Here is a 24,490-nt window from a genome sequence, read left to right as displayed (position 1 = left end):
CAATCATTGGCAAATTGACGTATTAGTGAATTGACACTACTTGTCCCGACTTCTCGGGATTAGTTTTGCGGAAGTAGCTCAGTCGATAGAGCATTAGCCTTCCAAGCTGAGGGTCGCGGGTTTGAGTCCCGTCTTCCGCTCCAAAGAAGAGAGGAGAGATCTATTCCGGTATCGCCGGAAAGTCTCTTCTTCTTCATATCTAAAAAACATTCAAGGGAGTAACCGTCAATGGTTACTTCCTTTTTTAATAAATGGGTATTGGTGGAATCTCAACCTATACGAACATCTGCAGTACGTGATCTTACCCGGGGAGGAATTTTCCGGCAATTGCTCACGTTGGCTCTCCCGTTGATGGCGATCAGTTTTATCCAGATGTCCTATAATCTGGTGAATATCATCTGGATCGGGCGACTGGGCAGTGAATCGGTGGCTGCAGTAGGCGCCATAGGGATGCTTATGTGGATGATGAATTCAATGGCACTTGTCTCCAAAGTAGGTGCCGAGATATCCATCGGTCAATCTATTGGTGCTCGTCGCCTAGATCGGGCATCCCTGTATGCATCGCATACCACTACCATCGCATTTATCTTGGGACTTACATTCGGGATGTTCTTCTTTCTTTTTCCCGATCCTTATGTATCCTTTTACAAATTAGAAGAAGCAATTGCGAGGGATGCGTCCGAATACCTGCGTATTATCTCCTTGTCAATACCGATTATGTTTCTGATCCTCAATTTCTCCGGTATTTACATAGGATCAGGACGGAGTGATATTCCTTTTTATTTCAACGCGACAGGGCTAGCCTTGAATATCATCCTTGATCCTCTTCTGATTTTCGGACCGGGTCCATTGCCTGCATTGGGGGTAAAAGGAGCTGCAATAGCTACTGTCCTGTCGGAGAGTGTAGTATTGCTCCTTTTTATACATCATCTGAAAAAAAAGAACGGATTATTGGGAAAATTCCAGTTTTTGATCTGCCCTCACAGGAGATACATGCTGAATATCCTGAAATTGGGACTGCCTGTGGCTGCCATGAACGTCTACTTCGCGTTTATCAATATGAATCTGGCACGAACGGCTTCACTCTACGGAGGGCATCTGGGATTGATGAGCCAGACCACAGGCGGACAGATCGAGGGGATTACGTGGAATACCTCTACTGGGTTTTCCACTGCATTAGGAAGTTTTGTAGCTCAGAATTTTGCCGCACGCAAGATGAACCGGGGTAACAGGGCTTTCCGTTACACCTTGATGATGATGGGGGTACTGGGTATCGTCGTAACCATGGCATTCATGTTATACGGAGAGGCAATCTTCTCGGCCTTCGTACCGGAAAAGGCGGCGTACGAAGCAGGAGGAGAATATTTATTGATTATAGGTATTTCCCAGATCTTTATGATGCTGGAGATCACCACACAGGGTATGTTCAACGGCCTGGGCAGAACCACTCCACCCGCTATCATCAGCATCGTATTCAACACGTTACGTATCCCCATTGCCATGATACTAGGTAACCGGATGGGAGTAACCGGCGTATGGTGGGCACTCTCCATCAGTTCCATCCTCAAAGGGATCATTCTTTTCACATGGTACCTGATCTTACAAAGGAGATTGAGAATAAAAGCAGATATATAGACTTATTCCTAACTTGTGGCGGATGATGTCCAACTGCCGACTGTTACCGTTTTATTGTACGATAAAGAATTTCTATCTTTGTCATATGATGAGACAACAAGATATACATATTTGTTTTGGGCCAACAGCCAATAGCCTATTGATACAGAGCAATGAATTTGATCCGGCCACAAACAGGATAATCTGCATGGAAGATCATTTATGCGATGGCCCTCTGTGTGATATCAATACGGAAACGAAAACAGGAGAAAGGGAAGAGTGGATTTCCTCCGTTTCCCGCGACAATGAATACTCCGAGGTTGTCACAAACTATGTGAAGAAAGATCTGGACAGGATTCAAACACTGATTGCAGAAGCGGATAGTATCCACAGAATATTTCTTTGGACAGGCTTTGATGCTTCCGAGATTGTTTCCACAGCAAGGCTATTGTATCATTTATCAAAATTGAAGAAGGAGGTTTTCATTGCAGATTTTCCCCATATTCCGATTACAGCACGATCAGGAGAGATTATTTATCCCGACATATTAGTCGTTACAAACACATCTGATATAAAAGAAATTTTCAGGCATTTCAAGAGAGTCGACAATGACTCATTAACCCGCTGGGTACATTTATGGGAAAAAATTCTCTCTGAAGATGGGCTACTATGGGTTCTCGAAAAAGATGGAGATATTTCGGCACATGATGAAACCTATTTCGATTCTTATCTGACAGTAAATTGCACCGATCAGTTTCAATCCGCAGCATGGGTCATAGGGCATACACTTATAGATATTGACTTCGGTGTGGGTGATATGTTCCTCAATTGGCGACTTAAGCAACTGTCCCGAACAGGAAAAATAGCTTTTCGGGGAGAGTTAAAAGAAATACGGGATTATCAGGTAAAGCGTATCAATAGAGATTAAACTTTACATGTAAGAACTCAAAGTCATTGACTGTTATCTATCAACCGAAACATCATCAAGAATATCAAGAAACTACCTAAATATAAACTTTTGAAAAAGAACCATCCCCTACATATTCATACCCTGCAAAATCTAGAATATTCTTGTTATAATCTACAAAAACTCCAGCATGAAACACTCTCAGAAAAAGTGTGGGAGAGACCCCACTCAGATATCGAAGCCGGAATGAACAACCTTATTTCCCACCTAAGGAAATTGTTGCCAAGTAATCCCAATGTTATCATCTACACCATCAAAAATATCGGTTATAAACTGACCTGCTGATACTCAATACCCCGGCAGGAACAGACCAATATCAGTTACAGGAATATTAAAGTGGTTGCCGACGTAGCGGTTGACCATCTTTCCGGAGTAGAGATAGAAGCCGGCAGCAAAACCGCGGTCGAACCGGGCAAAATGATCGATTCCACCACAATCAGCCATAGCGGAAAAGAGCGACACAAAAATGTTACTTAAAGCGATGGACGCTGTACGTGCGACACGTGAGCTGAGGCTTGTCTCACAGAAATGCAACACGCCATATTTATCAAAAACAGTCGGATGATCCGGGAGGCAGGCTTCCATCGTGGTTTCAAAGCATCCACCCTGTGCCATTCGTATATCAATAATAATAGCACCCTGCTTCATCTCCCTGATCAGGTCGCTCGATATGCGGTAAAAGTGGGTTTTATTGATATATTGCAGGGCACCAATCACCACATCCGCAGAACGAAACACGTTCCTGAGTACATTGGGTTGAAGCGTAGAGGTAAACACCAAATTACCCAGTTCATGCCGGATAGTGCGCAACTTAACCACATCATTATCGAACACCTTTACCGATGCTCCCATGGCCAATGCTGCACGGGCAGCCATCGTACCTGCTACTCCGGCTCCAATCACAACCACCTCGGTGGGTGATATACCCGGAATTCCTCCCAATAAAATACCTTTACCTCCGTGGGCATTGCTTAACAACTCTGCTGCAAGGGTGATAGAATAAGTACCTTCTATCTCGGATATGGATGTTACAAACGGGGAGATACCTGTGTTGTCATACAGAAGTTCATAAGCCAACGCATTGATTTTCTTCTCCGACATCAACTCCAACAAGGAAATGGAGAGTTTATGGACATGGAGAAACGAAAAAACGGTTGCCCGCGGCCGCATCATGCTTACCTCTTCCAGGGTGGGAGGCAGAATTTTCAGGATCAGATCGGCCTGGAAAACCTCTTCGGCAGAATCTACGATCTCCGCACCCGATTCGGCATAATAGGTGTCGGTATAGTTGATGGTTTGTCCGGTACCTGCTTCCACTAATACTCTATAGCCTGATTCTACGAGGAGAGAAACGGTCTCGGGTGTCAACGGCACCCGTTTCTCCTGTTTCTGATTTTCCCTGGGAACACCAATCACCAGGGAGGCTTTCTGGTTTTCGACCTTTTGCAGTAATTCGCGCACAACAAACGAAGTGCTTTTGTGGTGGCTATACATCATTTTGTGCTCCTCTTTTTTAATTCTTCTCCAACACTACGCACAGTTAAATTAATCTCATCCTTTGTGATCATACGGTCTATAGGATAAATGACCTGTGCTTTTCTGTAATAATATTCCCTTTGCTCCAAATGTTCCGTGATAAAGGGTATAAGTTGCTCCCTCGATTTTCCGGCAATGAGTGGACGTACCGTTTTCGAATCCAGCAGATGATCGGCAAGATCTTCAGGATGAGCCTGAAGATAAATGGTGAGACCCGTTCCATTCATTATCTCCATATTATTGAAAAAGCAGGGGGTTCCTCCTCCTGTGGAGATTATTACATCTTCAAATGCTGCCACCTCCTGAAGAGATCGGTTTTCTATTTTCCTGAAACCCTCTTCCCCCTTTTCTGCAAAAAGAGCAGATATAGTCTTGCGATACTTATTCTCGATATAGGCATCGAGGTCGACAAAAGAAAGTGAAAGTAATTTGGCCAACCGCTTTCCAATAGTGGTTTTGCCGGAACCCATATAGCCTATAATAAAAATCCGTTCCATACGATAAATATTACACACAAGAATCAAGACTTAGGCTTTAGGATGTTAGATTTGAGACTTAGGATTGTCTCCACCAGTTCACTTCCAACTTCCTACTTCTAATTTCTAAGTTCAAAGTTCTTCCATTACTATCCCATTATTTACATTAAAGGGGCAAAGAGCCGCAGAAACGAGTCTACAAAACGCTTTGACACAGATCGTTTATACCATTCTTTTATAGAGCCCGGCTCTGAAAAGCGCTGATCTTCTACAAAAATGTCATTGGCCCGTGCACCCAGTTCTTCGTCATAGATAAAAGCCTCTACTTCAAAATTCTGCGCGAAACTACGAGAATCGAAATTGGCCGAACCGACCAATGTAAGAGATCCATCAAACACCATCATCTTGGAATGCAGAAATCCTTTGTGGTACATGTATACTTTCACGCCTGCCTTCAGCATATCCTTGATATAGGAAAATGAAGCTCTCTGTACCAAGGGTACATCCGAACGCTTGGACATTATGACTCTCACATCAACCCCCCTGATCGCTGCTGCCTGTAATGCGTCAACCATCGCGTCGGGAGGCAAAAAATAGGGTGTCTGGATAAAGATTGATTTACGGGCATCATAAATAGCCTGCATAATCCCGTGTGAAATCTCGTTCTCCTCGCTCAGCGGACCACTGTTTACTATCTGCATAGGGCATTCCCCATAATTTTCCAGAATAGGGAAATAATCGCGTGATGTAATGAGTGTTTGCGATACGAAATACCAATCGATCAGGAAAATCGACTGTAATCCCTGTACGCCTTTTCCCTCGATCCGGGCATGAGTATCACGCCAGCAGCCCCAGTCGAATCCCTTCACGTAACGGTCGGCCACATTCATTCCACCCACATAACCTATCCGGCCGTCGATAACCACGATCTTGCGGTGTGTCCGGTAGTTGAGTCTCGAAGTAAGCCTCGAAAGGGTAAGCTTCAAAAAAGGCTCGGTTTCTATTCCTGCTTTACGAAAATCTTCAAAAAATTTCTTTTTGGCTTTCCGTGATCCGAAACTGTCGTAGATAATCCGTATCTCCACCCCTTCTTTTGCCTTTCGGATAAGCGCCTGCTGAAACTTTAGTCCCAATTCATCATCGTCCAACACATAATATTCTATATGGATATGCTTCTCCGCCTTCTCAATATCGGCAAAGAGATGTCCGAATTTATCCTTCCCGTTGGTAAACAGCTTGACGTCATTTCCTCCCAACAAAGGGGTGTAATCCATATTCTGAAGAAGTTTGATAAGATTAGTGTGTCTATCGGGAAAAGAGTGTTCTACCGATGTCTCCATCCCGTCGAGAGGGCGTTTCTTTAGTTTGCTGTACATCCGCTGGGAAATTACATGCCTTTTGGTAGTATCCTGTCCAAAGAAGGCATACCAGATAATACCGATGAAAGGAAGAAAGACCACCGCCATTATCCATGCCACCGTTTTGATGGGGTTCCGGTTTTCGGAAATCACCACCACTACGATACTTACCACTGTGAGCAGGTAGAGTATCTCAATGATCAGGAATAGCGCATTATTCAGATATATAGTCATAACCGGTATTTTCCTTCCTCTATATCTTCCAGTATGTTCAGGTATGAGTGATAACGGCTTTCGCTGATATATTGCTTATCGACCGCGTCTAATACAGCACAACCCGGTTCGTTAAGATGAAGGCAGTTGTTGTATTTACATTTCCTGGAAATTCTGAATATTTCAGGGAAATAGTGGGATACCTCAGCTCGGCTCATATCAATAGTGCCGAATCCTTTAATTCCGGGAGTATCGATCAGGAAGCCGCCGTTTTTCAGTTCAAGCATTTCAGAGAAAGTGGTTGTATGCATTCCCTTATGATGATACTCCGAAATTTCACTCACCTTCTGCGCTTCGTTTCCCAACAACAAATTGGAGATACTCGACTTCCCGACCCCGGAATGGCCGGCGAGCAGTACGCTCTTTCCCTTAGTCAATGCTTCCAGATACTCCTTTCCCTCGCCAGTAACAGTAGACGTTTTTAAACAGTGATAACCGATGGAGGTGTAGAGATGTATCAGGGCATCCAGATATTCATGTTCCTCATCATTATAGAGATCAATTTTATTGAAGATGAGATAAACCGGCACGGAATAAGCCTCTGCCGTGGTCAAAAAACGATCGATGAAAACCGTCGTTGTTTCGGGATACTTCACCGTAATGCAAAGGAATGCCAAATCTATATTGGCAGCCAGTATATGAGCGTGTTTAGATAGATTGGATGCCTTACGGACAATATAGTTTTTCCGGTCAGCAATATCGGTGATAAAAGCGGTGCCATCGGGGTTTGGATCCATGAAGACCCGGTCGCCCACCACAATAGGACTTGTACTCCTGATCCCTTTGAGCCTCAGGTTTCCCTTTGCGATGCCAATGATATCATTTCCATTATCATCACGCACCAGATAGGCGTTACCGGTATTCCTGATAACCAGTCCCTGTAAGCCTCCACCGCTTTCATCTCCGCCTTTTTCCATTAAACGGTCAGTATCTCTTTCTCCTTTTCACCGAACATCTCATCCACTTTCTTGATATACTTGTCGTGAAGTTTCTGCAGTTCGTTCTCACCGTCTTTTCCCATATCTTCAGGCAAACCGTCCTTGACGGCTTTTTTCAATTCATCGATTCCCTCACGGCGTGCATTTCGGATACTGATTTTTGCTTCTTCAGCCTCCTGTTTGGTCTGTTTCACCAATTGCTTACGGCGTTCTTCCGTAAGCGGCGGTATACCCAAACGGATGACCTCTCCATTGTTCTCGGGTGTGATGCCCACATCAGAGTCCATAATAGCTTTTTCCACTACTCTCAACATCGCCTTTTCCCAGGGTTGCACCAAGATGGTTTTTGCATCGGGGGTATTCACCGTTGCCACATTCGACAACGGAACAAGACTGCCATAATATTCCACACGAATCCCGTCCAGAATACGGGTATTAGCACGACCTGCACGAATACGCGAGAATGTCTCATCCAGGAATTCGAGGGTCATCTGCATCTTTTCTTCAGCCTCTTTTCTGATCGTCGCTGTTTCCATAAGTATCTCTTATTTGTTGATTATTGGACAAAAATAGTGAATTTTTTCTAAACATGCACCAGCGTTCCGATATCTTCACCGTCAATCACTCTCTTCAGATTACCGTAACTGTCCATGTCAAATACCACGATGGGAAGGTTGTTTTCCTTACACATTGTAGTGGCCGTCAAATCCATCACTTTAAGACCCCGGGTATAGACTTCATCGAAAGTGATGGTTTTAAATTTTGTGGCGGTAGGATCTTTCTCCGGATCAGCCGTATACACACCATCGACACGGGTGCCTTTGAACATGGCATCAGCTTCAATCTCAATTCCACGAAGTGCGGAAGCAGTATCTGTGGTAAAGAAGGGGTTTCCCGTTCCGGCAGCGATGATCGCTATTTCACCCTTCTCCAGCGACTCTATCGCCTTCCACTTGGAATAGAGTTCGCCCACCGGCTCCATACGGACTGCGGTAAGCACTCTATTCTTCTGTCCGACAGCAGTGAGCGCCGAACTCAATGCAAGGCTGTTGATCACCGTGGCCAACATCCCCATCTGATCTCCTTTTACCCGATCAAACCCTTTGGTCGCCCCACTCAAGCCACGGAAAATATTTCCACCGCCGATCACGATACCTATCTGTACGCCTGTCTGTGCCACTTCATGTATCTGTTCGGCATATTCCTGCAAGCGTTTCTCATCAATCCCATACTGTTTCTCGCCCATCAGCGACTCCCCGCTGAGTTTGAGTAAAATCCTTTTAAATTGCATATTTTTATTTTTTTTAGAACCAAGAGTTTTTTAATTGACAATGGACAATTGATAATTGACAATGATTTCTCAACTTCTGCCTTCTTTATCATTAGTCTCATTGGCACATTGGCATATTGGCACATTGGCACATTGGCACATTGACAATCAATCTACAAAAGATACCTCTTTGAACGCGTACTTTCGTTCCTCCCCGGAATTCGTCTTTAACACCAGACGGCCGGAAGGGAGTACATCTTCAATCTTGGCCAGAAAGCGTCCATTTTTGTCTTCGTACCAATAATAATCATTCATCCTGTATAGATTGTGCATATATTCATCTTCAATGGTTCTAATTCTCCCATTTTGAAAATCATGATAAAGCTGAAAGAACTCCTTTTGAAAGATATCAAAAATATATTCCCGGTCTTGTGCCGAATGTGTAATCATCTTTAGACAAATAGGTTTAGGTATGATGGAAGGAAATATCACCTGATTCACATTAATACCAATTCCTATTATCGACCTTGTGATCTGTTCGCCTGTGATATCATTCTCTATCAATATTCCTGAAATTTTCCGCTCTTTCCAATAGACATCATTCGGCCATTTGATACATATATTGTCCGTGAACCGGTCCAGTGTTCTCTTGACAGCAAGTGATGCGATACGGGAAATAATAAACTGATCCCTCGGAAAAAGATTTTTCGGATAGAGCAGCAGACTGAATAACAAATTTCTTCCTTTAGAAGAATACCAGGAATTCCCCATCTGCCCCCGCCCGCCAGTCTGGTAGTCAGCTATGACAATCGACCCCTCTTCAAGAGTTTCTCTTTCGAGGAGGCTCCTTATATAGAGATTGGTCGAGTCGGTTTCTTCCAACCGGATTATCTTTCGATCCTTACTTAATAGTTCCATTATATTGTTCTTGCTGTTTTTTCGGCAATTTCTTAATAACCTCTGTTACCGAATGGTCGATCCATTCCTTCAGTTCATGGTCCGGCATATCACCATCCAGATAAATGACGTTCCAGTGCGTTTTGTTCATATGATAGGCACCCTCCACGCAGGCATACTTGTCACGTAATGCAATAGCTCTCACCGGATCGCATTTCAGGCTGATACACAATCTCTCTGCGTCAGTAGGTATTAAAGCGAACATCTTCCCCATCACCTTCATCACGATGGTAACCTCATCAAAGGGTGTGGTTGCCTCCGCTCCCCGAATGGATTGACAATACTCAAAAAGTTCCTCGATATTCATCTGCAATTCTTACAATCAAGATTACAAAAAAGGCAAAAAAGCATCTTCGATATGTTCGAGTTGAAATTGCCTCTTATTCCATATTACAGTAACAATATCGAACCGGGCGGGCTTATCAATACCATTCATCTTCAGATAATGACTGGCAGCACGGATCATGCGCCGCATACGTTGTTCAGTGACGGCATCCGAAGGATCGCCCCAATCGGCCGTCGTCCGGGTTTTGACCTCCACAAAAACAATAAACTCATCATTTTCAGAGATAATATCGACTTCATAGCCAGAAACAGACCAATTCCGTTCTATAATACGGTGACCTTTTTTCTCGAGATAGGTTACCGCAGCCGCTTCTCCCTTTCGACCCAATTCATTGTGCTCCGCCATCTCTTTTTTGACAAAACAGCTTATAAACTTTGTAAAAATACAAATTTACACTATAAACTCTTCTTTTTGGCGGAAATATTTTGTTTTTTTGCACTGGCAAAGGAAATGGGATGCCGAAACTTCAATGACTATTTGATGAGAACAAAGCAATACAAACCGCAGGGTAAGGTAAAGCCTCGCACGAAAAAGGCGATATTCATGCTTAGTGAGGAAGAATACAATTTGATTCATTTCTACTTAAAAAAGTATAAGATCACCAATCGCTCCCGGTGGTTTCGAGAGACCGTTCTCAATCATGTGCTGAAAAATATGGAACAGGATTACCCCACTCTCTTTGAAGAGAATGAGATGAGAAGATAATTGAAGAATGTGCCAATATGCCAATGTGCCAATGAGACTAATGATAAAGAAGGCTGAAGTTGAGAAGTAAAGAAGTTGAGAAATCATTGTCAATTAATAAAGTTTTGGCTCTGATTCTTCCAGTAATTTAGTAATTGAATAATGTTGGATGATCAATATTTTATGCAGCAGGCGCTACGGGAAGCACACAAGGCGTTTGAGGAAGGTGAGGTTCCGGTGGGAGCAGTCGTAGTTGTAAATGACCGCATCATTACCCGGGCACACAACCTTACAGAGACACTGAACGATGTGACAGCTCATGCCGAAATGCAGGCCATTACTGCCGCAGCCAATGTATTGGGAGGCAAATACCTGACCGATTGCACCCTGTATGTCACTGTGGAACCATGCCCTATGTGTGCCAGTGCACTACGATGGGCTCAAATATCGCGTATAGTATACGGAGCTACAGACGAAAAGCGAGGTTACTCCCAAATTTCCCCTTATCTACTCCATCCAAAGACTACGGTTACCTCCGGCATCCTAGCCGATGATTGTGCCGACCTGATGAAACTTTTTTTTGCTCGCATCAGAAAATAAATTCAAACAAAAACCATGAGAAAAGCGTTAATATTATTTAGGAGAAGTATATTTAAAAACCAATAAATCAGTCACAAAAATGAGTAAAAAGAAAATTGCAGTATTGGTAGGTAGCCTGCGTAAAGAATCAGTCAACAGAAAGTTGGCAAATGAAGTGATCAGACTAGCACCCGATTCTCTGGAATTGGAAATCGTAGAGATAGGCCAGTTGCCCCACTACAACGAGGACCTCGATGCAAACCCGCCTGTAGAATGGGTTGAATTCCGTAATAAGATCGGTGAAGCCGACGGATATCTTTTCTTCACTCCTGAGTATAACCGAAGTATTCCAGGGGCAATGAAAAATGCTTTGGATGTAGGTTCAAGACCCTACGGACAGAGTAAATGGGGAGGAAAACCCGGCGCTATCGTGAGCAGTTCCATGAGCCCTCTCGGCGGTGCGGTAGCTAATCACGCACTACGTCAATCCATGGTCTTTCTGAACATCTATATGATGCAGCAACCTGAGGCATATATAGGAAATTCATGGGAATTATTTGACGAGAATAACAACCTGAAAAACGAAGGTACTCAAAAATTTCTTAAAAGTTGGGTAGATGCCTTCGCCGAATGGGTGTATAAGTTTTAAAGGACAGGAAAAACTAAAAAAAATCACTCCGAAAGTGTTCATACTTTCGGAGTGATTTTTTAGTCTTATGTTTGTAATAAAACAAGAGAGTTCTAGACTTTCGGCAATTTCCATGGAGCCCGGTAATTGGCTTTGATCAGCCTGTTGGCTTCAGCATTACCAACAAACTTTCCGGCCTTGTTATCCCAGTTCAATGCAGATCCCACACGACAGGAGATATTACCCAGATGGCTCAGTTTAGCCACTTCAGCCCCGATTGCGATATCGGCATTGGGCAACTCACGCGAACGCATGCAGTCGAGCAAATTGCCCGCATGCAGGTATAGTCCCTTCCCCCCGCCTTTTCTCTTTTCTACTGCCTCCATCCGGAGCGTGTTAGGCTTCTTCTCATCATCACAAGGATAACAATAAGGGAATGAACGGCTATTGATAGCCTGTTCGGGAACTACCTCCCAACCCTGACGGGTAAGTATAAGTGTTCCGTTCTCTCCAAAGAAAGCGACGCCTTCCCTCAGTCCGAACAGTCCGGTTCCTATTCCACAGGCATGGTCCCACATAATATTGAAATCGAGATATTTATAAGTCACCATCAGCGTATCAGGCGTCTCCATGGCGTCATCCGGATAACCATACTTTCCTCCGGCACCGTAGACATATGAAGGCAATCCCACATTCATCCCTTTCATGGCATAATCCAGCAGATGCACACCCCAGTCGGCCATCAATCCACCGGCATAATCCCAGAAGAAACGGAAGTTATAGTGAAACCTGTTATCATTATAATTGCGTTTTGGAGCCGGACCTAACCACATATCATAATCAACCCCGGCCGGTGGCGCCGAGTCCGGTACTACCGGAAGTGTCCATTTACTGGTCTGATATGCCCATACTTTCACGGTACGTACACGCCCCAGTTTTCCACTCTGCACGTATGCAGCCGCCTCATCCCAGTGCGGATCGCTTCTCTGCCACTGTCCCACCTGCACAATCCGATTGTATTTCCGGGTAGCTTTCACCATCAGGTCACATTCCTCGATGGTATTAGCCAGCGGTTTCTCTACATAGACATCCTTACCGGCTTCGCAGGCAGCAATCAACTGAAGGCAGTGCCAATGGTCGGGAGTACCGATAATGACCATGTCCACATCCTTGTTATCGATCACGTTACGCCAGTCCTTCACCAATTGTGGAGGTTTTTTGCCTGTCATTTTCTCTAACTCGGCAGCTCGTTGGTAAAGCCACTCATCATCCACATCACACATGGAGATACACTCCACTTCGGGGAATTGAAGAAAAGTCCTCAGGTTACTCCATCCCTGATTACGACACCCGATCAAGCCTACCTTGATCTTGTTACCGGGGGCAGACTGACCGAAAACGGAAGAATAAGATTTTCCCATCAACGGAGTCAGACTCAAACCGGTTGCTGAAATAGCAGATTTCTTTAAAAAATTCCGTCTGTCCATGATAAAGTATTATTTATAATTTATATTTTGTCTGTTTCGGTACGTGGAAAGCTCTTTCCCGAAAATTATCGGATTGAAAAACAAGCTTAAGAAACACCTGAAAAGTTGTTATATAAATGGATATGACATCAAAGATAAAAACAAAGATAATAAAGATTATACAAAACGGGATAGGAATTCTTTTTTTTAATCGGAAACAAGTTAGACTTTGCTCGGCTTCCGCTACATTTGCAGAATATGGGAGACGCCTCGGAAAAACTCAAGCGAGCTTGGTTTTTCCCCCGGCTTTCGCTATATTTGCAGCCTTAAATAAGGGTACTAATCTGCCCGTAATTTGAAATTGAATATGTCAAAACAATTCAAACGCACGTTGATCACATCGGCGTTGCCATATGCGAACGGTCCGGTACATATCGGACACCTTGCAGGAGTATATGTCCCTGCCGATATCTATGCCCGTTATCTGCGCCTGAAGGGAGAAGAGGTACTTTTTATCGGTGGTTCCGACGAACATGGGATACCGATCACCATCAAAGCGCGTAACGAGGGTGTTACTCCCCAAGATATCGTAGACCGATACCACGCGGTGATCAAAAAGTCGTTTGAAGAGTTTGGCATCACATTCGATATCTATTCACGTACCACATCGGATGTCCACAAGAAAACGGCATCCGACTTTTTCCGCACACTCTACGACAAGGGTGAATTCACCGAACAGGAAAGTGAGCAATATTACGATGAAGAAGCAGGGCAGTTCCTTGCCGACCGCTATATTACGGGAACCTGCCCCCACTGCGGAAATGAAAAGGCATACGGCGACCAGTGTGAACAGTGCGGCACATCGCTCAGCCCTTCCGATCTGATCAATCCGAAATCCACGCTTAGCGGCAGTAAACCGGTAATGCGAAAGACGAAACACTGGTATCTCCCTTTGGACAAACACGAAGCGTGGCTACGGCAGTGGATACTGGAGGACCACAAAGAATGGAAGACAAACGTGTACGGCCAATGTAAATCATGGCTCGATCTCGGGTTACAGCCACGTGCAGTGAGCCGTGACCTGGATTGGGGTGTGCCCGTTCCCGTGGAAGGTGCCGAAGGTAAAGTACTCTATGTATGGTTCGATGCACCCATCGGTTATATCTCCAACACCAAAGAACTGCTACCAGGCAGTTGGGAAAAATGGTGGAAAGATGAGGAAACCAAATTAGTACACTTCATCGGCAAAGACAATATTGTGTTCCACTGTATCGTATTCCCCTCCATGCTGAAGGCAGAAGGCTCCTTTATCCTACCGGAAAATGTACCGGCGAATGAGTTCCTGAACCTCGAAAATGACAAGATATCCACATCCCGCAACTGGGCGGTATGGTTGCATGAATACCTGGAAGAATTCCCCGGCAAACAGGATATCCTTCGTTATGTGCTCACCGCCAATGCTCCGGAGACAAAAGACAATGACTTCACCTGGAAGGATTTCCAGGCACGTAATAACAATGAGTTGGTAGCTGTGCTGGGAAACTTTATCAATCGTGCACTCGTACTCACACAGAAATATTTCAATAACAAAGTACCCGCATTGGGAGAACTGAGCGACTATGATCGTGAAACAATCGCCGAGGTGGGTAAAGTAAAAGCGGCCGTTGAATCCAATCTGGAGAACTACCACTTCCGGGAAGCGCAAAAAGAGGCAATGAATCTGGCACGTATCGGAAATAAATACCTTGCGGATTCAGAACCCTGGAAGACGGCCAAGACCGATATGGAACGTACTGCCACCATCCTCAATTTAGCACTACAAATTACGGCCAACCTCGCTATTGTTTTTGAGCCGTTCCTACCTTTTTCTTCGGCAAAAATCAGGCGTTTTATTAACAAGGAAGATCTTCTGTGGGATGATTTGGGCAGTTTCAACCTGCTTCCCGAAGGAGATGCATTGGGAAATTCAGAATTACTGTTCGAGAAAATCGAAGACGATGTAATTGAAAAACAGGTGCAGAAACTACTCGACACGAAAAAAGCCAATGAAGCAAAAGAACACAAGGCGAAGCCGATCAAAGAGACTATCCAGTTCGATGCTTTTGAAAAACTGGATATCCGTATAGGCACGGTGCTGGAATGCGAAAAAGTCCCCAAGACGGACAAGCTGCTCCGCTTCCTGCTCGACGACGGACTGAAACAACGGACGATCCTCTCCGGTATTGCTGCCCATTATCCCAATCCCGAAGAGCTGATTGGTAAACAGATATGTTTTATTGCCAACCTCGAACCAAGAAAGATGAAGGGATTCCTCTCTGAGGGGATGATCCTCTCAGCCGAAAATGCCGATGGAAGCCTTGTTCTGGTAACTCCTGCAAAAGAAGTACTGCCCGGAAGCGCAGTAGTATAGTTTGTCGAGGAGAGATCAAACGAATAGGACAGAAATAAATTGGTTATTTTTAACATAATTAGAGGTAACCTTTTTTCGTTTTTTGCATCTTGATAAAAGAGACAAGAGGTGCTCCTCACGGCATAAGTGGAAAAAGGCTGCTGTTGCGTGAAATAAACTAATTCCTAATTAAAAATTATTTTTATGAAGAAACAAGCTATTCTTGCTATCGTATTGCTGATTAGCCTTAGTACTTTTTCCCAAAAAGCACACCGTGTGATGGGATGGAAAATATCGAAAGATATTCCAAAGAATGAGTTGAAACTAAACCTGGGAACCTCTATCTTCGGATTATTCCCTGAAATCAGCTATGAACGGATTTTAAATTCTGACATCAGTGCGGGCGTATCAACGGGTGTGGGATTAGATTCTGACTCTTATCCCTACAATTTTTCAATTATGCCTTACTTCCGTTGGTTTTTCGGAGGTAGTTCGGAAAACTTACAAAAATATGGTGCAGGTTTCTTTATTGAGGTAAACGGCGCGATAGTATCCAACCCGGATAATTCTTACTACGACCACTCCACGGAAACAATGCGCACAAAAAACGAACTTGGGGCTGGATTGGGACTTGCGATAGGGTGGAAATACCTTAGCAGCAATAACTGGGTAGGCGAAGTTTACTTCGGTAGCGGACGCGAATTCACCCACGATAGCGCCTATGGCCGAGTAGGTATTACTATCGGGAAACGATTTTAGAAAAAGAGCATAAAACAGAGAATCAAAGAGAGCCTTTATAATGGGGTTCTCTTTTTTTTACCATGGCTTCTAAAAAGAAATGCACCAAAAATAAGGCTATCAACGAATAATCTGTTAATTTTGTAGTCAAAGCGGCAGTCGATTCAACCATTCAATGATTTAACGATTCAACAATTCAACGATATGAAGAATTCTTTTGACTTCAAAAAGATAATCCCCGATCTGATCGTGATCGTGGGTTTTATCCTGATTTCATTTATCTATTTCGCCCCGGCAATAATGGAGGGACGCGTAATCGCCCAAAGCGACTCTTTGGCCGCCATTGGACAAGGACAGGAACAGCGTGATTACATGGAACGTCATGACGGGAAACGCACAAGGTGGAATCTCTCCATGTTTAGCGGAATGCCTTCCTACCAGATGAGCCCGACCTACGACTCCTCCAAACCTCAGGATACCATCAAAAAGGCTTATTCCCTTTTCCTCCCCAATTATGTAGGTCTGGTATTTATCATGTTACTCGGATTTTATATCCTGATGCGTGCTTTAAAAGCATCCCCCTTGTTGAGTGCGTTGGGTGCCATCATCTGGGCTTTTTCCTCTTACTTCTTTATCCTGATCGCGGCAGGACATATCTGGAAATTCATCACCCTCGCCTATATCCCGCCAACGATCGCAGGAATGCTCTATATCTACAGGAAGAAATATCTTTTGGGCGGACTGCTCTTTATGCTTTTCGTAGCCTTCCAGATATCGGCCAACCACCCGCAGATGAGTTACTATTTCCTGTTCGTCATGTTCTTTATAGCGACAGCCTTTTTTGTAGAGGCCATCCGGAAAAAAGAACTGGCAGGTTTTCTCAAATCGACCAGTGTACTTCTGGTGGCCGGGATCATTGGAGTAGCCGCCAATACGAGCAACCTTTACCACACCTATGAATACTCGAAAGAGACCATGCGGGGTAAATCAGAACTGACCCATCACGGCGAAGAAAACAAAACTGACGGTGGTCTTGAACGCGATTACATTACAGCCTGGAGTTACGGCATTGGCGAAACATGGACCTTACTGGTTCCTAATGCCAAGGGTGGAAGTTCCGCCGTCCGAATGGCTGATAATGAACGGGCAATGAGTAAAGCGCGTCCCGAATATCAGCAACTCTATCAACAGATCGGACAATATTGGGGGGATCAACCCTGGACATCAGGACCGGTTTATGTGGGTGCTTTCGTATTGGCACTCTTTGTATTGGGACTCTTTATCGTGAAAGGACCTTTGAAATGGGCTTTACTGGCCGGTACTCTATTCTCCATCCTGCTCTCCTGGGGGAAGAATTTGATGGGTCTGACTGATTTCTTTATTGATTGGATACCGATGTACAACAAATTCCGGGCAGTGTCCTCCATCCTGGTGGTCGCTGAATTCTGTATTCCCCTTTTGGCGATACTGGCGTTGAAGGAGATCATTCAGAAGCCGGAGATATTGAAAACCAATATAAAATATCTCTATATCAGTCTTGGGGTAACCGGAGGAATGGCGCTATTATTCGCCATTGCGCCCAAACTATTCTTTTCCTCCTTTATCCCCGCTTCAGAAATGCAGGCGCTACAATCGTTGCCACCCGAACATATCCAGGCAGTGATCACGAACCTGATCGATATGCGCGCATCTATCCTTACTGCGGATGCCTGGCGCAGTTTTTTTATCGTCGCCATAGGCGGCCTTATGATATGGCTTTTCATTCACAAAAAGATAAAAATGGAATGGATGGTCGCAGGTATCCTGTTGCTCTGTTTAGTAGACATGTGGGATGTGAACAAGCGTTATTTGAACGATAACGACTTCGTACCCAAAACCAATCAGCAACAATTCTTCACACTATCTCCCACCGACCAGCAGATTCTGCAGGACACCACAAAATATTATCGTGTACTGAATATGGCCACCAGTACTTTTAACGATGGTATTACCCCATACCGTCACAAAGTGATAGGTGGATACCATGCGGCAAAGTTACGCCGTTATCAGGATCTGATAGATGTGCATCTGGGTAAGGAAATGGCAGCTTTACAGCAAGGTATCATTCAATCTCAGGGAGAAATGGATTCGTTGAACGCCGACCGGTTCAAGGTGTTGAATATGCTCAATTCCAAATGGATCGTTATGCCGGCACAGGATGGTAGTACCATTCCCCTGGAAAATCCGTATGCCATGGGCAATGCATGGTTTGTAGACAATATCCGTTTTGTGGAGAACGCCGATGAAGAGATTGACGCCTTGGGTGTCATCGATCTTCATAAAGAAGCGGTAGCCGATAAGAAATATGAACCACTCCTTGCCGGTTTCCGGCCGACACCGGCCGACTCGGCGTCAGCCATCCGGCTAGTCGACTTCGACTCCGACTTCGTGACTTATAGTGTAGATGCGAAGAAAGAGGAATTAGCGCTTTTTTCGGAGGTTTATTATCCCAAAGGGTGGCAAATCACTATCGACGGGCAGCCTGTAGAAATGATTCGGGCCAACTACACCCTGCGTGCACTCCCCATTCCGGCAGGGAAACATACAGTGGAATTCCGTTTCGATCCACAAAGTATCAGGGTCACGGAGAGTATCGCTTATGCAGCGCTGCTAATTATGTTACTCACTGTTACTCTTCTTATATATAGGGCAATAAAACATAAAAAATCAAATATAAATTAGCGCACTTTCCGCTTCGTCATTGGTCCTATTATGCTCGGAAAAGCGATATATTATTGAAACATGAATATCTTGGAATAATATGAAGAAAGTTATGATATCATTTATGCTTCTATCATTATTTTCAGGGCTTTCTGCCCAGGAAAATGATATAAAGGCGCAGATACTATCTTACAAAGATTCAGACTACAACTTTATAAACAAAGGCAGACGTTTGTTGATTGACAACCTTCAGGCTTCCAGAATAGAGGAAGCCATCAATGTAAAGAATGCTCTGTTAAACGAATTCGACGGCAACGTAAGTGAAGTCTTTTACAACATTGAATACATTCACCTGCTCTATTGGACCGGAGAATTCGGGGAACTACTCAATTATCTGCGACAGGTAGACTTCGAGCAGAGTGTTTCTAATAATGTAAGATTCTCTTCACAGACGGATAATTTCTCTAAGGCAGTATACGCTCACACTATTGAAAATAAGGATATTCTTGAAATAGATATAAAAAATGGAGAATTAGACGATATGGAAAGGGATTTTCTGCTCCTTCTATTGAATGAGATAGTCAGTTCTTCATCTCAAAACGATCAGGGCAATTTGAGTCATATTGATAAAATCAATGAACAAGCCGATCAATTCCTGGCAAACCATCCCGGCAGCCCATATGAAAAGCTTGTACGCGAACAGATCCGATTCGTGGTTAAAGACTCCCATTGGGGTAGTTACATGGATTTTGGACTTGCAACGGTTCTTTACCAGGGCGACTTAAGCCGGCAGTTTAATCCTGGTGTGGGAGTGGACCTTCTGTTTGAGTACCGCCACCGCCAACTAATGGGAATGTTCGGAGCCGGGGTCCTCTCCAGCACACTCAGACAAGATTTCCAGATCAAAAATACAACATGGAAAAAAGGTTCAGGAGCCACTTTGGGTAGTGTATACCTGAACGCAGGATTCCTGGTCTTCGAGAACCATAAATGGAGTATCTATCCATATGCAGGAGTAGGGTTCACCGGATATGAAGCTGTTGAAAACGACACAAAGGAGGACGAAAATTTAAAGAAACTGGGGCTGAACTCTTTTTTCACACAACTGGGTGTGGGTATCGACCTGAAGATTAAAAGTTTTTTCATTGACAATCTATCTCCTTATCGTTCTTCGACTGACAGCAGAATAAGTTTGAGATATAGTTACAGGAAACCTCACTTCGAGCGTAAGGATCCGTTATTGAGTGGGTCACAACATCTGATCACTCTCTCATGGGGTTTAGGTGGAAGAGGTAAAGAACGTGATTTATAGTCTTCGACAATTGATAGTTGACAGTGGGTAATTCAAGAATTGGTTGATTGATTTGATTCTCCATGGTTAATTTCTAAAATAACATAATCAGATGAAAAAAAATGTCATATTAATATGTTTTGCATTAGTAGCGCTAAGCGCATGCAATACAGGCACCAACCGGAGTAATAATGCCCGGGTCAATGGGACTGAAGTAGCCGATCCGGCTCACAATAGCCGGAACTCGTTGGATTGGGCAGGAGTATATACAGGTACATTACCTTGTGCCGACTGCGAGGGCATAGACGTAGAGATACGTCTGAATGAAGACCTCACTTATGAGAGAGTGATGATCTATCGGGGAAAAGGAGATAACCGGTTATCCGACAGCGGCCGGTTCGAATGGGATGAAAACGGCAGCAAGATTAAACTGATCGACAGCACTTCTCCCGGTTCAGCCAATAATTGGTTTCAGGTGGGTGAAAACAAGCTGTTTGTCCTTGATACGGAGGGGAATCGAATTGAAAGTAGCCTTCCACCGGAAACCTATATCTTCGAAAAGACAGAGGTGTTTGAATAATATTCTTACCTCGGGAAGGAGGAAACCAGATATTATATCAGTCTACCTACAATGAAATGATGGAGAGATTAAAGTTAAAGACTATTCTTTTTGATATGGATGGTGTGTCGATTGACTCGGAAAGGTTGCATCTACGGGCTATGGGACTCACCCTGGAACAGTATGGTATCGAATATACACAATCATTCCTGAACGATTATGTGGGGAGATCGGATGAATCATTCTTTGGATATGTGTATGAGAATATGGATAATAGTCACACTATAGAGGATCTGATAAGAGAAAAAATTGCCTTCTTTGATGATCTTCTGAGAGAGTTGAAGTATATAGAAGGCTTTCCCGATTTTATTCATAACGTAAAGACAATGAAACTGAAGACCGGGTTGGTTACTTCCTCTTCTCTTTTTACAGTCCGAAAAGTGACCAAGGTGCTGAATGTGACATCTTTTTTCGATATTGTCATTACTGAAGAGGACACCAAAAAGCATAAACCCAATCCTGAACCTTACCTTCTGGCACTGGAAAAATTAGAAGCCGACAACAGGTCAACTCTTGTGATTGAGGATTCCATCAATGGGATACATGCCGGTAAAGCGGCAGGATGCCGGGTTGCCGGAATAACCACTTCATTTGATGCGGAGACTCTACGCAATGCCGGGGCAGATTGGGTAATTGACAGCTTTTCCGAACTGAATATTGAGAGTGATTTTTAATCCCGGGCCTATTATCTATTACAGAGTTCCTTAAAAGCACACCATTGGCAATTCTTTGTATTGCGTGTTTGGGTAAAGGGGATTGCGGGATTGAATATCTCCGTGAGGCAGTCGTTGAATAACGATAGAAACTCATCCATGAAAAATGAAATATCGGATATGGGACGTTTGTTACAGGTGACTCCAGGGGAAGGATCACCAAAAATAGAACGAAGATAATAAATGGCAGGAGAGAGTCGCACCTCTGGATTTTCCCGGGCGTAAAAGAGAGCATACAGAAATACCTGTAGTATCTGGTATGGTCGGTTTGCTTTTGATCCGTCAAACAAATCGGAAACCTGTTTGAAATCGGTCACTCCGATTCCGGTCTTATAATCGATAATACGATAACTATCCCCCACCCTGTCGATGCGATCTATAATACCTTTGAAGTTCACCGTCAGTTCGTCATTCACCCGGTATGGTCCACGGAAGCGATATTCTGCCCCTACAAATTCAAAGGGCGTAAACTGCTTGTCAATTTCCAATGTTTGTTTCACATAACTCCGCAAGATTTCACCTATCAGGTAATGCTGCCCTAACAACGGACGAGGCTCATCCATATCCTTGAAATAATACTCGGCAAATGCCTGTTCGAGTAACTTCGTCAACAAGGGATCATCTTTCGCAATGGATGTCAGCACATCCGGTGTAACAGTTTTAGCCTTATAACGGTTATAAATTGTCTCCATCACTTTATGGAAGATCGAACCAAACAGATCTGACTCTATTGACTCCCGCACTTCATCCTCTTCATAGAGACCCTCCACTGCCATAAAGTAAAATTGCAGGGGGCAATTGATGTAATTGTTGATCAGCGAGGCTGACAGGAATGACTCTCCTCCCTGACGGAATGCATCCATCTTTCGCAATACTCCAGGTGTCTTGATCACCGATACCGGCAATATTTCGGGTACCGCCACATCATAGGCCACCACACGTTCCGAAATATCATAATAATCGGAATAGAGATATTTCAACTGATAGAAATAGCGGCTCACTTCTCCCGTCTGCATCTCTTCCGTACGGATATCATACAACATGTAAACCCGCTTTGCACGGCTAATCATCCTGTAAAAATGGTATGCATAGGTACTGTCCTGGTGCTCATATACAGGCAGTCCGAATCCTTTCCGCAATGTGAATGGGATAAAAGAATTCACGGGATCTTTCACGGGAAACACGCCTTCATTCATCGAAAGGATAATCAGGTTTTCGAAATCGATCACACGCGTTTCCAACACACCCATGACCTGCAATCCTGAAAGCGGTTCACCACTGAATGACACACTGATGGAATATGCCATTTTCTTCATCAGCCGGAAACAGGTTTCCAGCGACATGTTTTTCGCATTGTGGAGTGTGTCTTGCAAACGGGTCACGGTCTTATGATACTGTACGATGAATTCCCGTTCCAGGTCCAACGCCCTTGTATTGTTTCCAGCCTCTTCCTTGTCCCGTTTTTCATCCGTCAGGCTACCATAAATAAAGGCAAGGATATTTTGTATATATTCAGAAATATCGCGCCAATCGGTCAACGGTTTAAAAATCAACTGGAACAGAGGATGTAGCGGGAATTCCGCTTGCGGCACAACAATGCGGTTATAAGTGAGAATATGCCTCTTGAGTGCCTCGGCCTCATCTTTCGCCGATGAATAGACTAAGGGATGATTCAGGATCGATAATACATCTCGATGATAAAACATCATCTCTCCTGCCGATTCCCGTTTATTCCGTTGTAAAGCGGCAATATGTTCCATCAGCGCCGAAATAGATGAGAAAGAGAGTCCATACCCCATGGTCACGTTGATCTTCTCAATCTCTTCCGGAATGGAGTAAAGCACCGGCAACAACAGCCGCTCATCAGGTAATACGATGGCGGTATTGATCGCCTCCTCAGGATGCGGCATATCACCGGATTGAATCAACCGGGAGAGAATCTGTGTAACATGTTTCGCCTGACCTACTCCGGAAGGAATACCGATCACCTCAATGCTTGGCTTTGTCTTTCTGTCGCCATCCGTATTGTCTCCTTCACGGTTATAATCCGACAGAGTGAATTTCGAAGGAAACCTCTGCAGGTTCTCTTTTACCCACAATGATGCCCGGTTCTGGGTGTCATGTACTTGTGGCGAGTCGTAATCCCAGTAGAAATCTGCAACTCCCCGGTTTTTCAAATGTTCGAGTAAAGCTGTCTCTGCGGGTGTAAGCGCATTCAATCCCACAAACAGATAATCTGCCGACTGGTTACCCACACTATCCAGTTCCCCTTGTCCGGCTTTTTCCGCCACCTCCCGAAACATCATTCCCTCATAAGCAACCCCTTTGTCTTGTAATTCCGTCCTGAAAGAGGAATAGAGTTCATACAGTATCTGCCATGTTGCCTGAAATTTTTTCTTGGTTTCACTCTCTCCTATTGGCATAAAATTGGTCCAGAAGCGACGGATAGCCTCTTTCTGTTTTTCGGAAAGATGGGTAAGATCATCATCCATCGACCTGAAATCATGTACATTCCGGAATAACTGTTTCGCATCCGTCATATACTTGTCCACATCGTTGAAATCGTTCAGCAGCATCTCCCCCCAATAGAGAAAGTCATCGAATGACTCGTCAGAACCACTGACTCTGCCAAAATGATCATAGAGCATCACCAGCATCTCAATCCTATCCGCGATCCGGTATGATGACAGAGATTCAAAAAGTTCCTGGATAGTTATTACCGAAGGAGAAAAAAGCGGCCTCCCTGCAATTTCAGCCAGATATTTCTGGAAAAAGAAGCCGGCACGCCGATTGGGAAATACGAACGTATATCGGTACAGTCCGTTGCCGTATTGCGAATAAAAGAGTTCTGCTATTTTATACAGGAATGGGGTCATATCAGGTTATAGGCTTGTGATGCGTTTCCTTTCTTGCACAAATTTACACAATTTATTCCGGATCAGGAAACG

Annotated in this window: 23 protein-coding genes and 1 tRNA gene; 13 read left to right on the top strand and 11 right to left on the bottom strand. The window is 44.2% G+C overall.

Annotated elements, in window-relative coordinates:
• Positions 1-67: 67 nt before the first annotated feature.
• The 4 genes from VB073_RS14235 (at position 68) to VB073_RS17505 (ending at position 2,866) form a co-directional block, all read left to right on the top strand.
• Positions 68-143: transfer RNA gene (locus VB073_RS14235), tRNA-Gly, on the top strand.
• Positions 144-228: 85 nt separating this feature from the next.
• Positions 229-1,635 carry an MATE family efflux transporter gene (locus tag VB073_RS14230; RefSeq protein WP_323404856.1) on the top strand — a complete coding sequence of 469 codons (1,407 nt, stop codon included), beginning with the start codon at positions 229-231 and terminating at the stop codon, positions 1,633-1,635.
• Between the two features lie 22 nt (positions 1,636-1,657).
• The gene (locus VB073_RS14225; protein WP_323404855.1) at positions 1,658-2,542 is read left to right on the top strand and encodes a DUF3658 domain-containing protein; all 885 of its coding nucleotides are present in this window, start codon (positions 1,658-1,660) and stop codon (positions 2,540-2,542) included.
• Between the two features lie 90 nt (positions 2,543-2,632).
• The gene (locus tag VB073_RS17505; RefSeq protein WP_416349550.1) at positions 2,633-2,866 is read left to right on the top strand and encodes a helix-turn-helix domain-containing protein; all 234 of its coding nucleotides are present in this window, start codon (positions 2,633-2,635) and stop codon (positions 2,864-2,866) included.
• A gap of 3 nt (positions 2,867-2,869) precedes the next feature.
• Here the strand turns inward: VB073_RS17505 and VB073_RS14220 are convergent, their stop codons facing one another.
• The 9 genes from VB073_RS14220 to VB073_RS14180 form a co-directional block, all read right to left on the bottom strand.
• Entirely contained in the window at positions 2,870-4,078 is a 1,209-nt protein-coding gene (locus tag VB073_RS14220) for an alanine dehydrogenase (RefSeq protein ID WP_323404854.1), read from the bottom strand.
• Positions 4,075-4,614: a shikimate kinase gene (locus VB073_RS14215; RefSeq protein WP_323404853.1), complete on the bottom strand. Its 540-nt coding sequence runs from the start codon at positions 4,612-4,614 to the stop codon at positions 4,075-4,077. Before VB073_RS14215 ends, VB073_RS14220 begins: the two co-directional genes overlap by 4 nt.
• A 140-nt stretch (positions 4,615-4,754) precedes the next feature.
• Positions 4,755-6,185, bottom strand: a complete 1,431-nt coding sequence (cls, locus tag VB073_RS14210; RefSeq protein WP_323404852.1) for a cardiolipin synthase — start codon at positions 6,183-6,185, stop codon at positions 4,755-4,757.
• Complete coding sequence (gene rsgA / locus VB073_RS14205) at positions 6,182-7,141, bottom strand: ribosome small subunit-dependent GTPase A (protein ID WP_323404851.1); 960 nt, start codon at positions 7,139-7,141, stop codon at positions 6,182-6,184. The genes cls and rsgA overlap by 4 nt, the downstream gene beginning before the upstream one ends.
• Positions 7,141-7,698, bottom strand: coding sequence for a ribosome recycling factor (frr, locus tag VB073_RS14200; protein WP_323404850.1), 558 nt, complete (start codon positions 7,696-7,698; stop codon positions 7,141-7,143). Before frr ends, rsgA begins: the two co-directional genes overlap by 1 nt.
• A gap of 47 nt (positions 7,699-7,745) precedes the next feature.
• Positions 7,746-8,453, bottom strand: coding sequence for a UMP kinase (pyrH, locus tag VB073_RS14195; RefSeq protein ID WP_323404849.1), 708 nt, complete (start codon positions 8,451-8,453; stop codon positions 7,746-7,748).
• 147 nt (positions 8,454-8,600) lie between these two features.
• Complete coding sequence (locus tag VB073_RS14190) at positions 8,601-9,350, bottom strand: biotin--[acetyl-CoA-carboxylase] ligase (RefSeq protein ID WP_323404848.1); 750 nt, start codon at positions 9,348-9,350, stop codon at positions 8,601-8,603.
• Complete coding sequence (locus VB073_RS14185; protein WP_323404847.1) at positions 9,334-9,696, bottom strand: MmcQ/YjbR family DNA-binding protein; 363 nt, start codon at positions 9,694-9,696, stop codon at positions 9,334-9,336. The genes VB073_RS14190 and VB073_RS14185 overlap by 17 nt, the downstream gene beginning before the upstream one ends.
• Positions 9,697-9,717: 21 nt before the next feature.
• A complete protein-coding gene (locus tag VB073_RS14180; RefSeq protein ID WP_323404846.1) occupies positions 9,718-10,080 on the bottom strand; it encodes a YraN family protein in 363 nt (120 codons plus the stop codon).
• 135 nt (positions 10,081-10,215) lie between these two features.
• Between VB073_RS14180 and VB073_RS14175 the strand changes: the two genes are divergently transcribed.
• The 3 genes from VB073_RS14175 to VB073_RS14165 all read left to right on the top strand — a co-directional run bounded on the left by VB073_RS14175 (position 10,216) and on the right by VB073_RS14165 (position 11,647).
• A complete protein-coding gene (locus VB073_RS14175; protein WP_323404845.1) occupies positions 10,216-10,440 on the top strand; it encodes a hypothetical protein in 225 nt (74 codons plus the stop codon).
• Between the two features lie 141 nt (positions 10,441-10,581).
• Positions 10,582-11,019, top strand: a complete 438-nt coding sequence (locus VB073_RS14170; RefSeq protein WP_323404844.1) for a nucleoside deaminase — start codon at positions 10,582-10,584, stop codon at positions 11,017-11,019.
• Positions 11,020-11,098: 79 nt separating this feature from the next.
• Positions 11,099-11,647, top strand: a complete 549-nt coding sequence (locus VB073_RS14165; RefSeq protein ID WP_323404843.1) for an NAD(P)H-dependent oxidoreductase — start codon at positions 11,099-11,101, stop codon at positions 11,645-11,647.
• 92 nt (positions 11,648-11,739) lie between these two features.
• Here VB073_RS14165 and VB073_RS14160 read toward each other — a convergent pair whose 3' ends face one another.
• Positions 11,740-13,113 carry a Gfo/Idh/MocA family oxidoreductase gene (locus VB073_RS14160; RefSeq protein WP_323404842.1) on the bottom strand — a complete coding sequence of 458 codons (1,374 nt, stop codon included), beginning with the start codon at positions 13,111-13,113 and terminating at the stop codon, positions 11,740-11,742.
• Between the two features lie 346 nt (positions 13,114-13,459).
• Here VB073_RS14160 and metG point away from each other — a divergent pair, with 346 nt between their 5' ends.
• The 6 genes from metG (at position 13,460) to VB073_RS14130 (ending at position 21,503) form a co-directional block, all read left to right on the top strand.
• Entirely contained in the window at positions 13,460-15,502 is a 2,043-nt protein-coding gene (gene metG, locus VB073_RS14155; RefSeq protein ID WP_323404841.1) for a methionine--tRNA ligase, read from the top strand.
• A 183-nt stretch (positions 15,503-15,685) separates the two neighbouring features.
• A complete protein-coding gene (locus VB073_RS14150) occupies positions 15,686-16,240 on the top strand; it encodes a hypothetical protein (protein WP_323404840.1) in 555 nt (184 codons plus the stop codon).
• Between the two features lie 183 nt (positions 16,241-16,423).
• Positions 16,424-18,940: a YfhO family protein gene (locus VB073_RS14145; protein WP_323404839.1), complete on the top strand. Its 2,517-nt coding sequence runs from the start codon at positions 16,424-16,426 to the stop codon at positions 18,938-18,940.
• 79 nt (positions 18,941-19,019) lie between these two features.
• Positions 19,020-20,231 (top strand): hypothetical protein, encoded by a 1,212-nt coding sequence (locus tag VB073_RS14140; protein ID WP_323404838.1) that lies wholly within the window; start codon positions 19,020-19,022, stop codon positions 20,229-20,231.
• A 91-nt stretch (positions 20,232-20,322) separates the two neighbouring features.
• Entirely contained in the window at positions 20,323-20,790 is a 468-nt protein-coding gene (locus tag VB073_RS14135; RefSeq protein ID WP_323404837.1) for a copper resistance protein NlpE, read from the top strand.
• A gap of 56 nt (positions 20,791-20,846) precedes the next feature.
• Positions 20,847-21,503 (top strand): HAD family phosphatase, encoded by a 657-nt coding sequence (locus VB073_RS14130; protein ID WP_323404836.1) that lies wholly within the window; start codon positions 20,847-20,849, stop codon positions 21,501-21,503.
• Positions 21,504-21,514: 11 nt separating this feature from the next.
• On the opposite strand, the gene VB073_RS14125 is transcribed toward VB073_RS14130, so the two are convergent.
• Positions 21,515-24,418, bottom strand: a complete 2,904-nt coding sequence (locus tag VB073_RS14125; protein WP_323404835.1) for a PD-(D/E)XK nuclease family protein — start codon at positions 24,416-24,418, stop codon at positions 21,515-21,517.
• Positions 24,419-24,490 lie beyond the last annotated feature (72 nt).

Source organism: Proteiniphilum sp. (assembly GCF_034927365.1).
GTDB lineage: Bacteria > Bacteroidota > Bacteroidia > Bacteroidales > Dysgonomonadaceae > Proteiniphilum.
This window is presented reverse-complemented; position numbering and strand designations above follow the sequence as displayed.

Bases quoted from the DNA above. Each gene is read 5' to 3' on its own strand.
- frr (WP_323404850.1), bottom strand. From the start codon at position 7,698: ATGGAAACAGCGACGATCAGAAAAGAGGCTGAAGAAAAGATGCAGATG.
- pyrH (WP_323404849.1), bottom strand. From the start codon at position 8,453: ATGCAATTTAAAAGGATTTTACTCAAACTCAGCGGGGAGTCGCTGATG.
- VB073_RS14160 (WP_323404842.1), bottom strand. From the start codon at position 13,113: ATGGACAGACGGAATTTTTTAAAGAAATCTGCTATTTCAGCAACCGGT.
- VB073_RS14125 (WP_323404835.1), bottom strand. From the start codon at position 24,418: ATGACCCCATTCCTGTATAAAATAGCAGAACTCTTTTATTCGCAATAC.
- VB073_RS14225 (WP_323404855.1), top strand. From the start codon at position 1,658: ATGATGTCCAACTGCCGACTGTTACCGTTTTATTGTACGATAAAGAAT.
- cls (WP_323404852.1), bottom strand. From the start codon at position 6,185: ATGACTATATATCTGAATAATGCGCTATTCCTGATCATTGAGATACTC.
- VB073_RS14230 (WP_323404856.1), top strand. From the start codon at position 229: ATGGTTACTTCCTTTTTTAATAAATGGGTATTGGTGGAATCTCAACCT.
- rsgA (WP_323404851.1), bottom strand. From the start codon at position 7,141: ATGGAAAAAGGCGGAGATGAAAGCGGTGGAGGCTTACAGGGACTGGTT.
- VB073_RS14165 (WP_323404843.1), top strand. From the start codon at position 11,099: ATGAGTAAAAAGAAAATTGCAGTATTGGTAGGTAGCCTGCGTAAAGAA.
- VB073_RS14175 (WP_323404845.1), top strand. From the start codon at position 10,216: ATGAGAACAAAGCAATACAAACCGCAGGGTAAGGTAAAGCCTCGCACG.
- VB073_RS14190 (WP_323404848.1), bottom strand. From the start codon at position 9,350: ATGGAACTATTAAGTAAGGATCGAAAGATAATCCGGTTGGAAGAAACC.
- VB073_RS14150 (WP_323404840.1), top strand. From the start codon at position 15,686: ATGAAGAAACAAGCTATTCTTGCTATCGTATTGCTGATTAGCCTTAGT.
- VB073_RS14180 (WP_323404846.1), bottom strand. From the start codon at position 10,080: ATGGCGGAGCACAATGAATTGGGTCGAAAGGGAGAAGCGGCTGCGGTA.
- VB073_RS14170 (WP_323404844.1), top strand. From the start codon at position 10,582: ATGTTGGATGATCAATATTTTATGCAGCAGGCGCTACGGGAAGCACAC.
- VB073_RS14145 (WP_323404839.1), top strand. From the start codon at position 16,424: ATGAAGAATTCTTTTGACTTCAAAAAGATAATCCCCGATCTGATCGTG.
- metG (WP_323404841.1), top strand. From the start codon at position 13,460: ATGTCAAAACAATTCAAACGCACGTTGATCACATCGGCGTTGCCATAT.
- VB073_RS14140 (WP_323404838.1), top strand. From the start codon at position 19,020: ATGAAGAAAGTTATGATATCATTTATGCTTCTATCATTATTTTCAGGG.
- VB073_RS14135 (WP_323404837.1), top strand. From the start codon at position 20,323: ATGAAAAAAAATGTCATATTAATATGTTTTGCATTAGTAGCGCTAAGC.
- VB073_RS14220 (WP_323404854.1), bottom strand. From the start codon at position 4,078: ATGATGTATAGCCACCACAAAAGCACTTCGTTTGTTGTGCGCGAATTA.
- VB073_RS14215 (WP_323404853.1), bottom strand. From the start codon at position 4,614: ATGGAACGGATTTTTATTATAGGCTATATGGGTTCCGGCAAAACCACT.
- VB073_RS14130 (WP_323404836.1), top strand. From the start codon at position 20,847: ATGATGGAGAGATTAAAGTTAAAGACTATTCTTTTTGATATGGATGGT.
- VB073_RS14185 (WP_323404847.1), bottom strand. From the start codon at position 9,696: ATGAATATCGAGGAACTTTTTGAGTATTGTCAATCCATTCGGGGAGCG.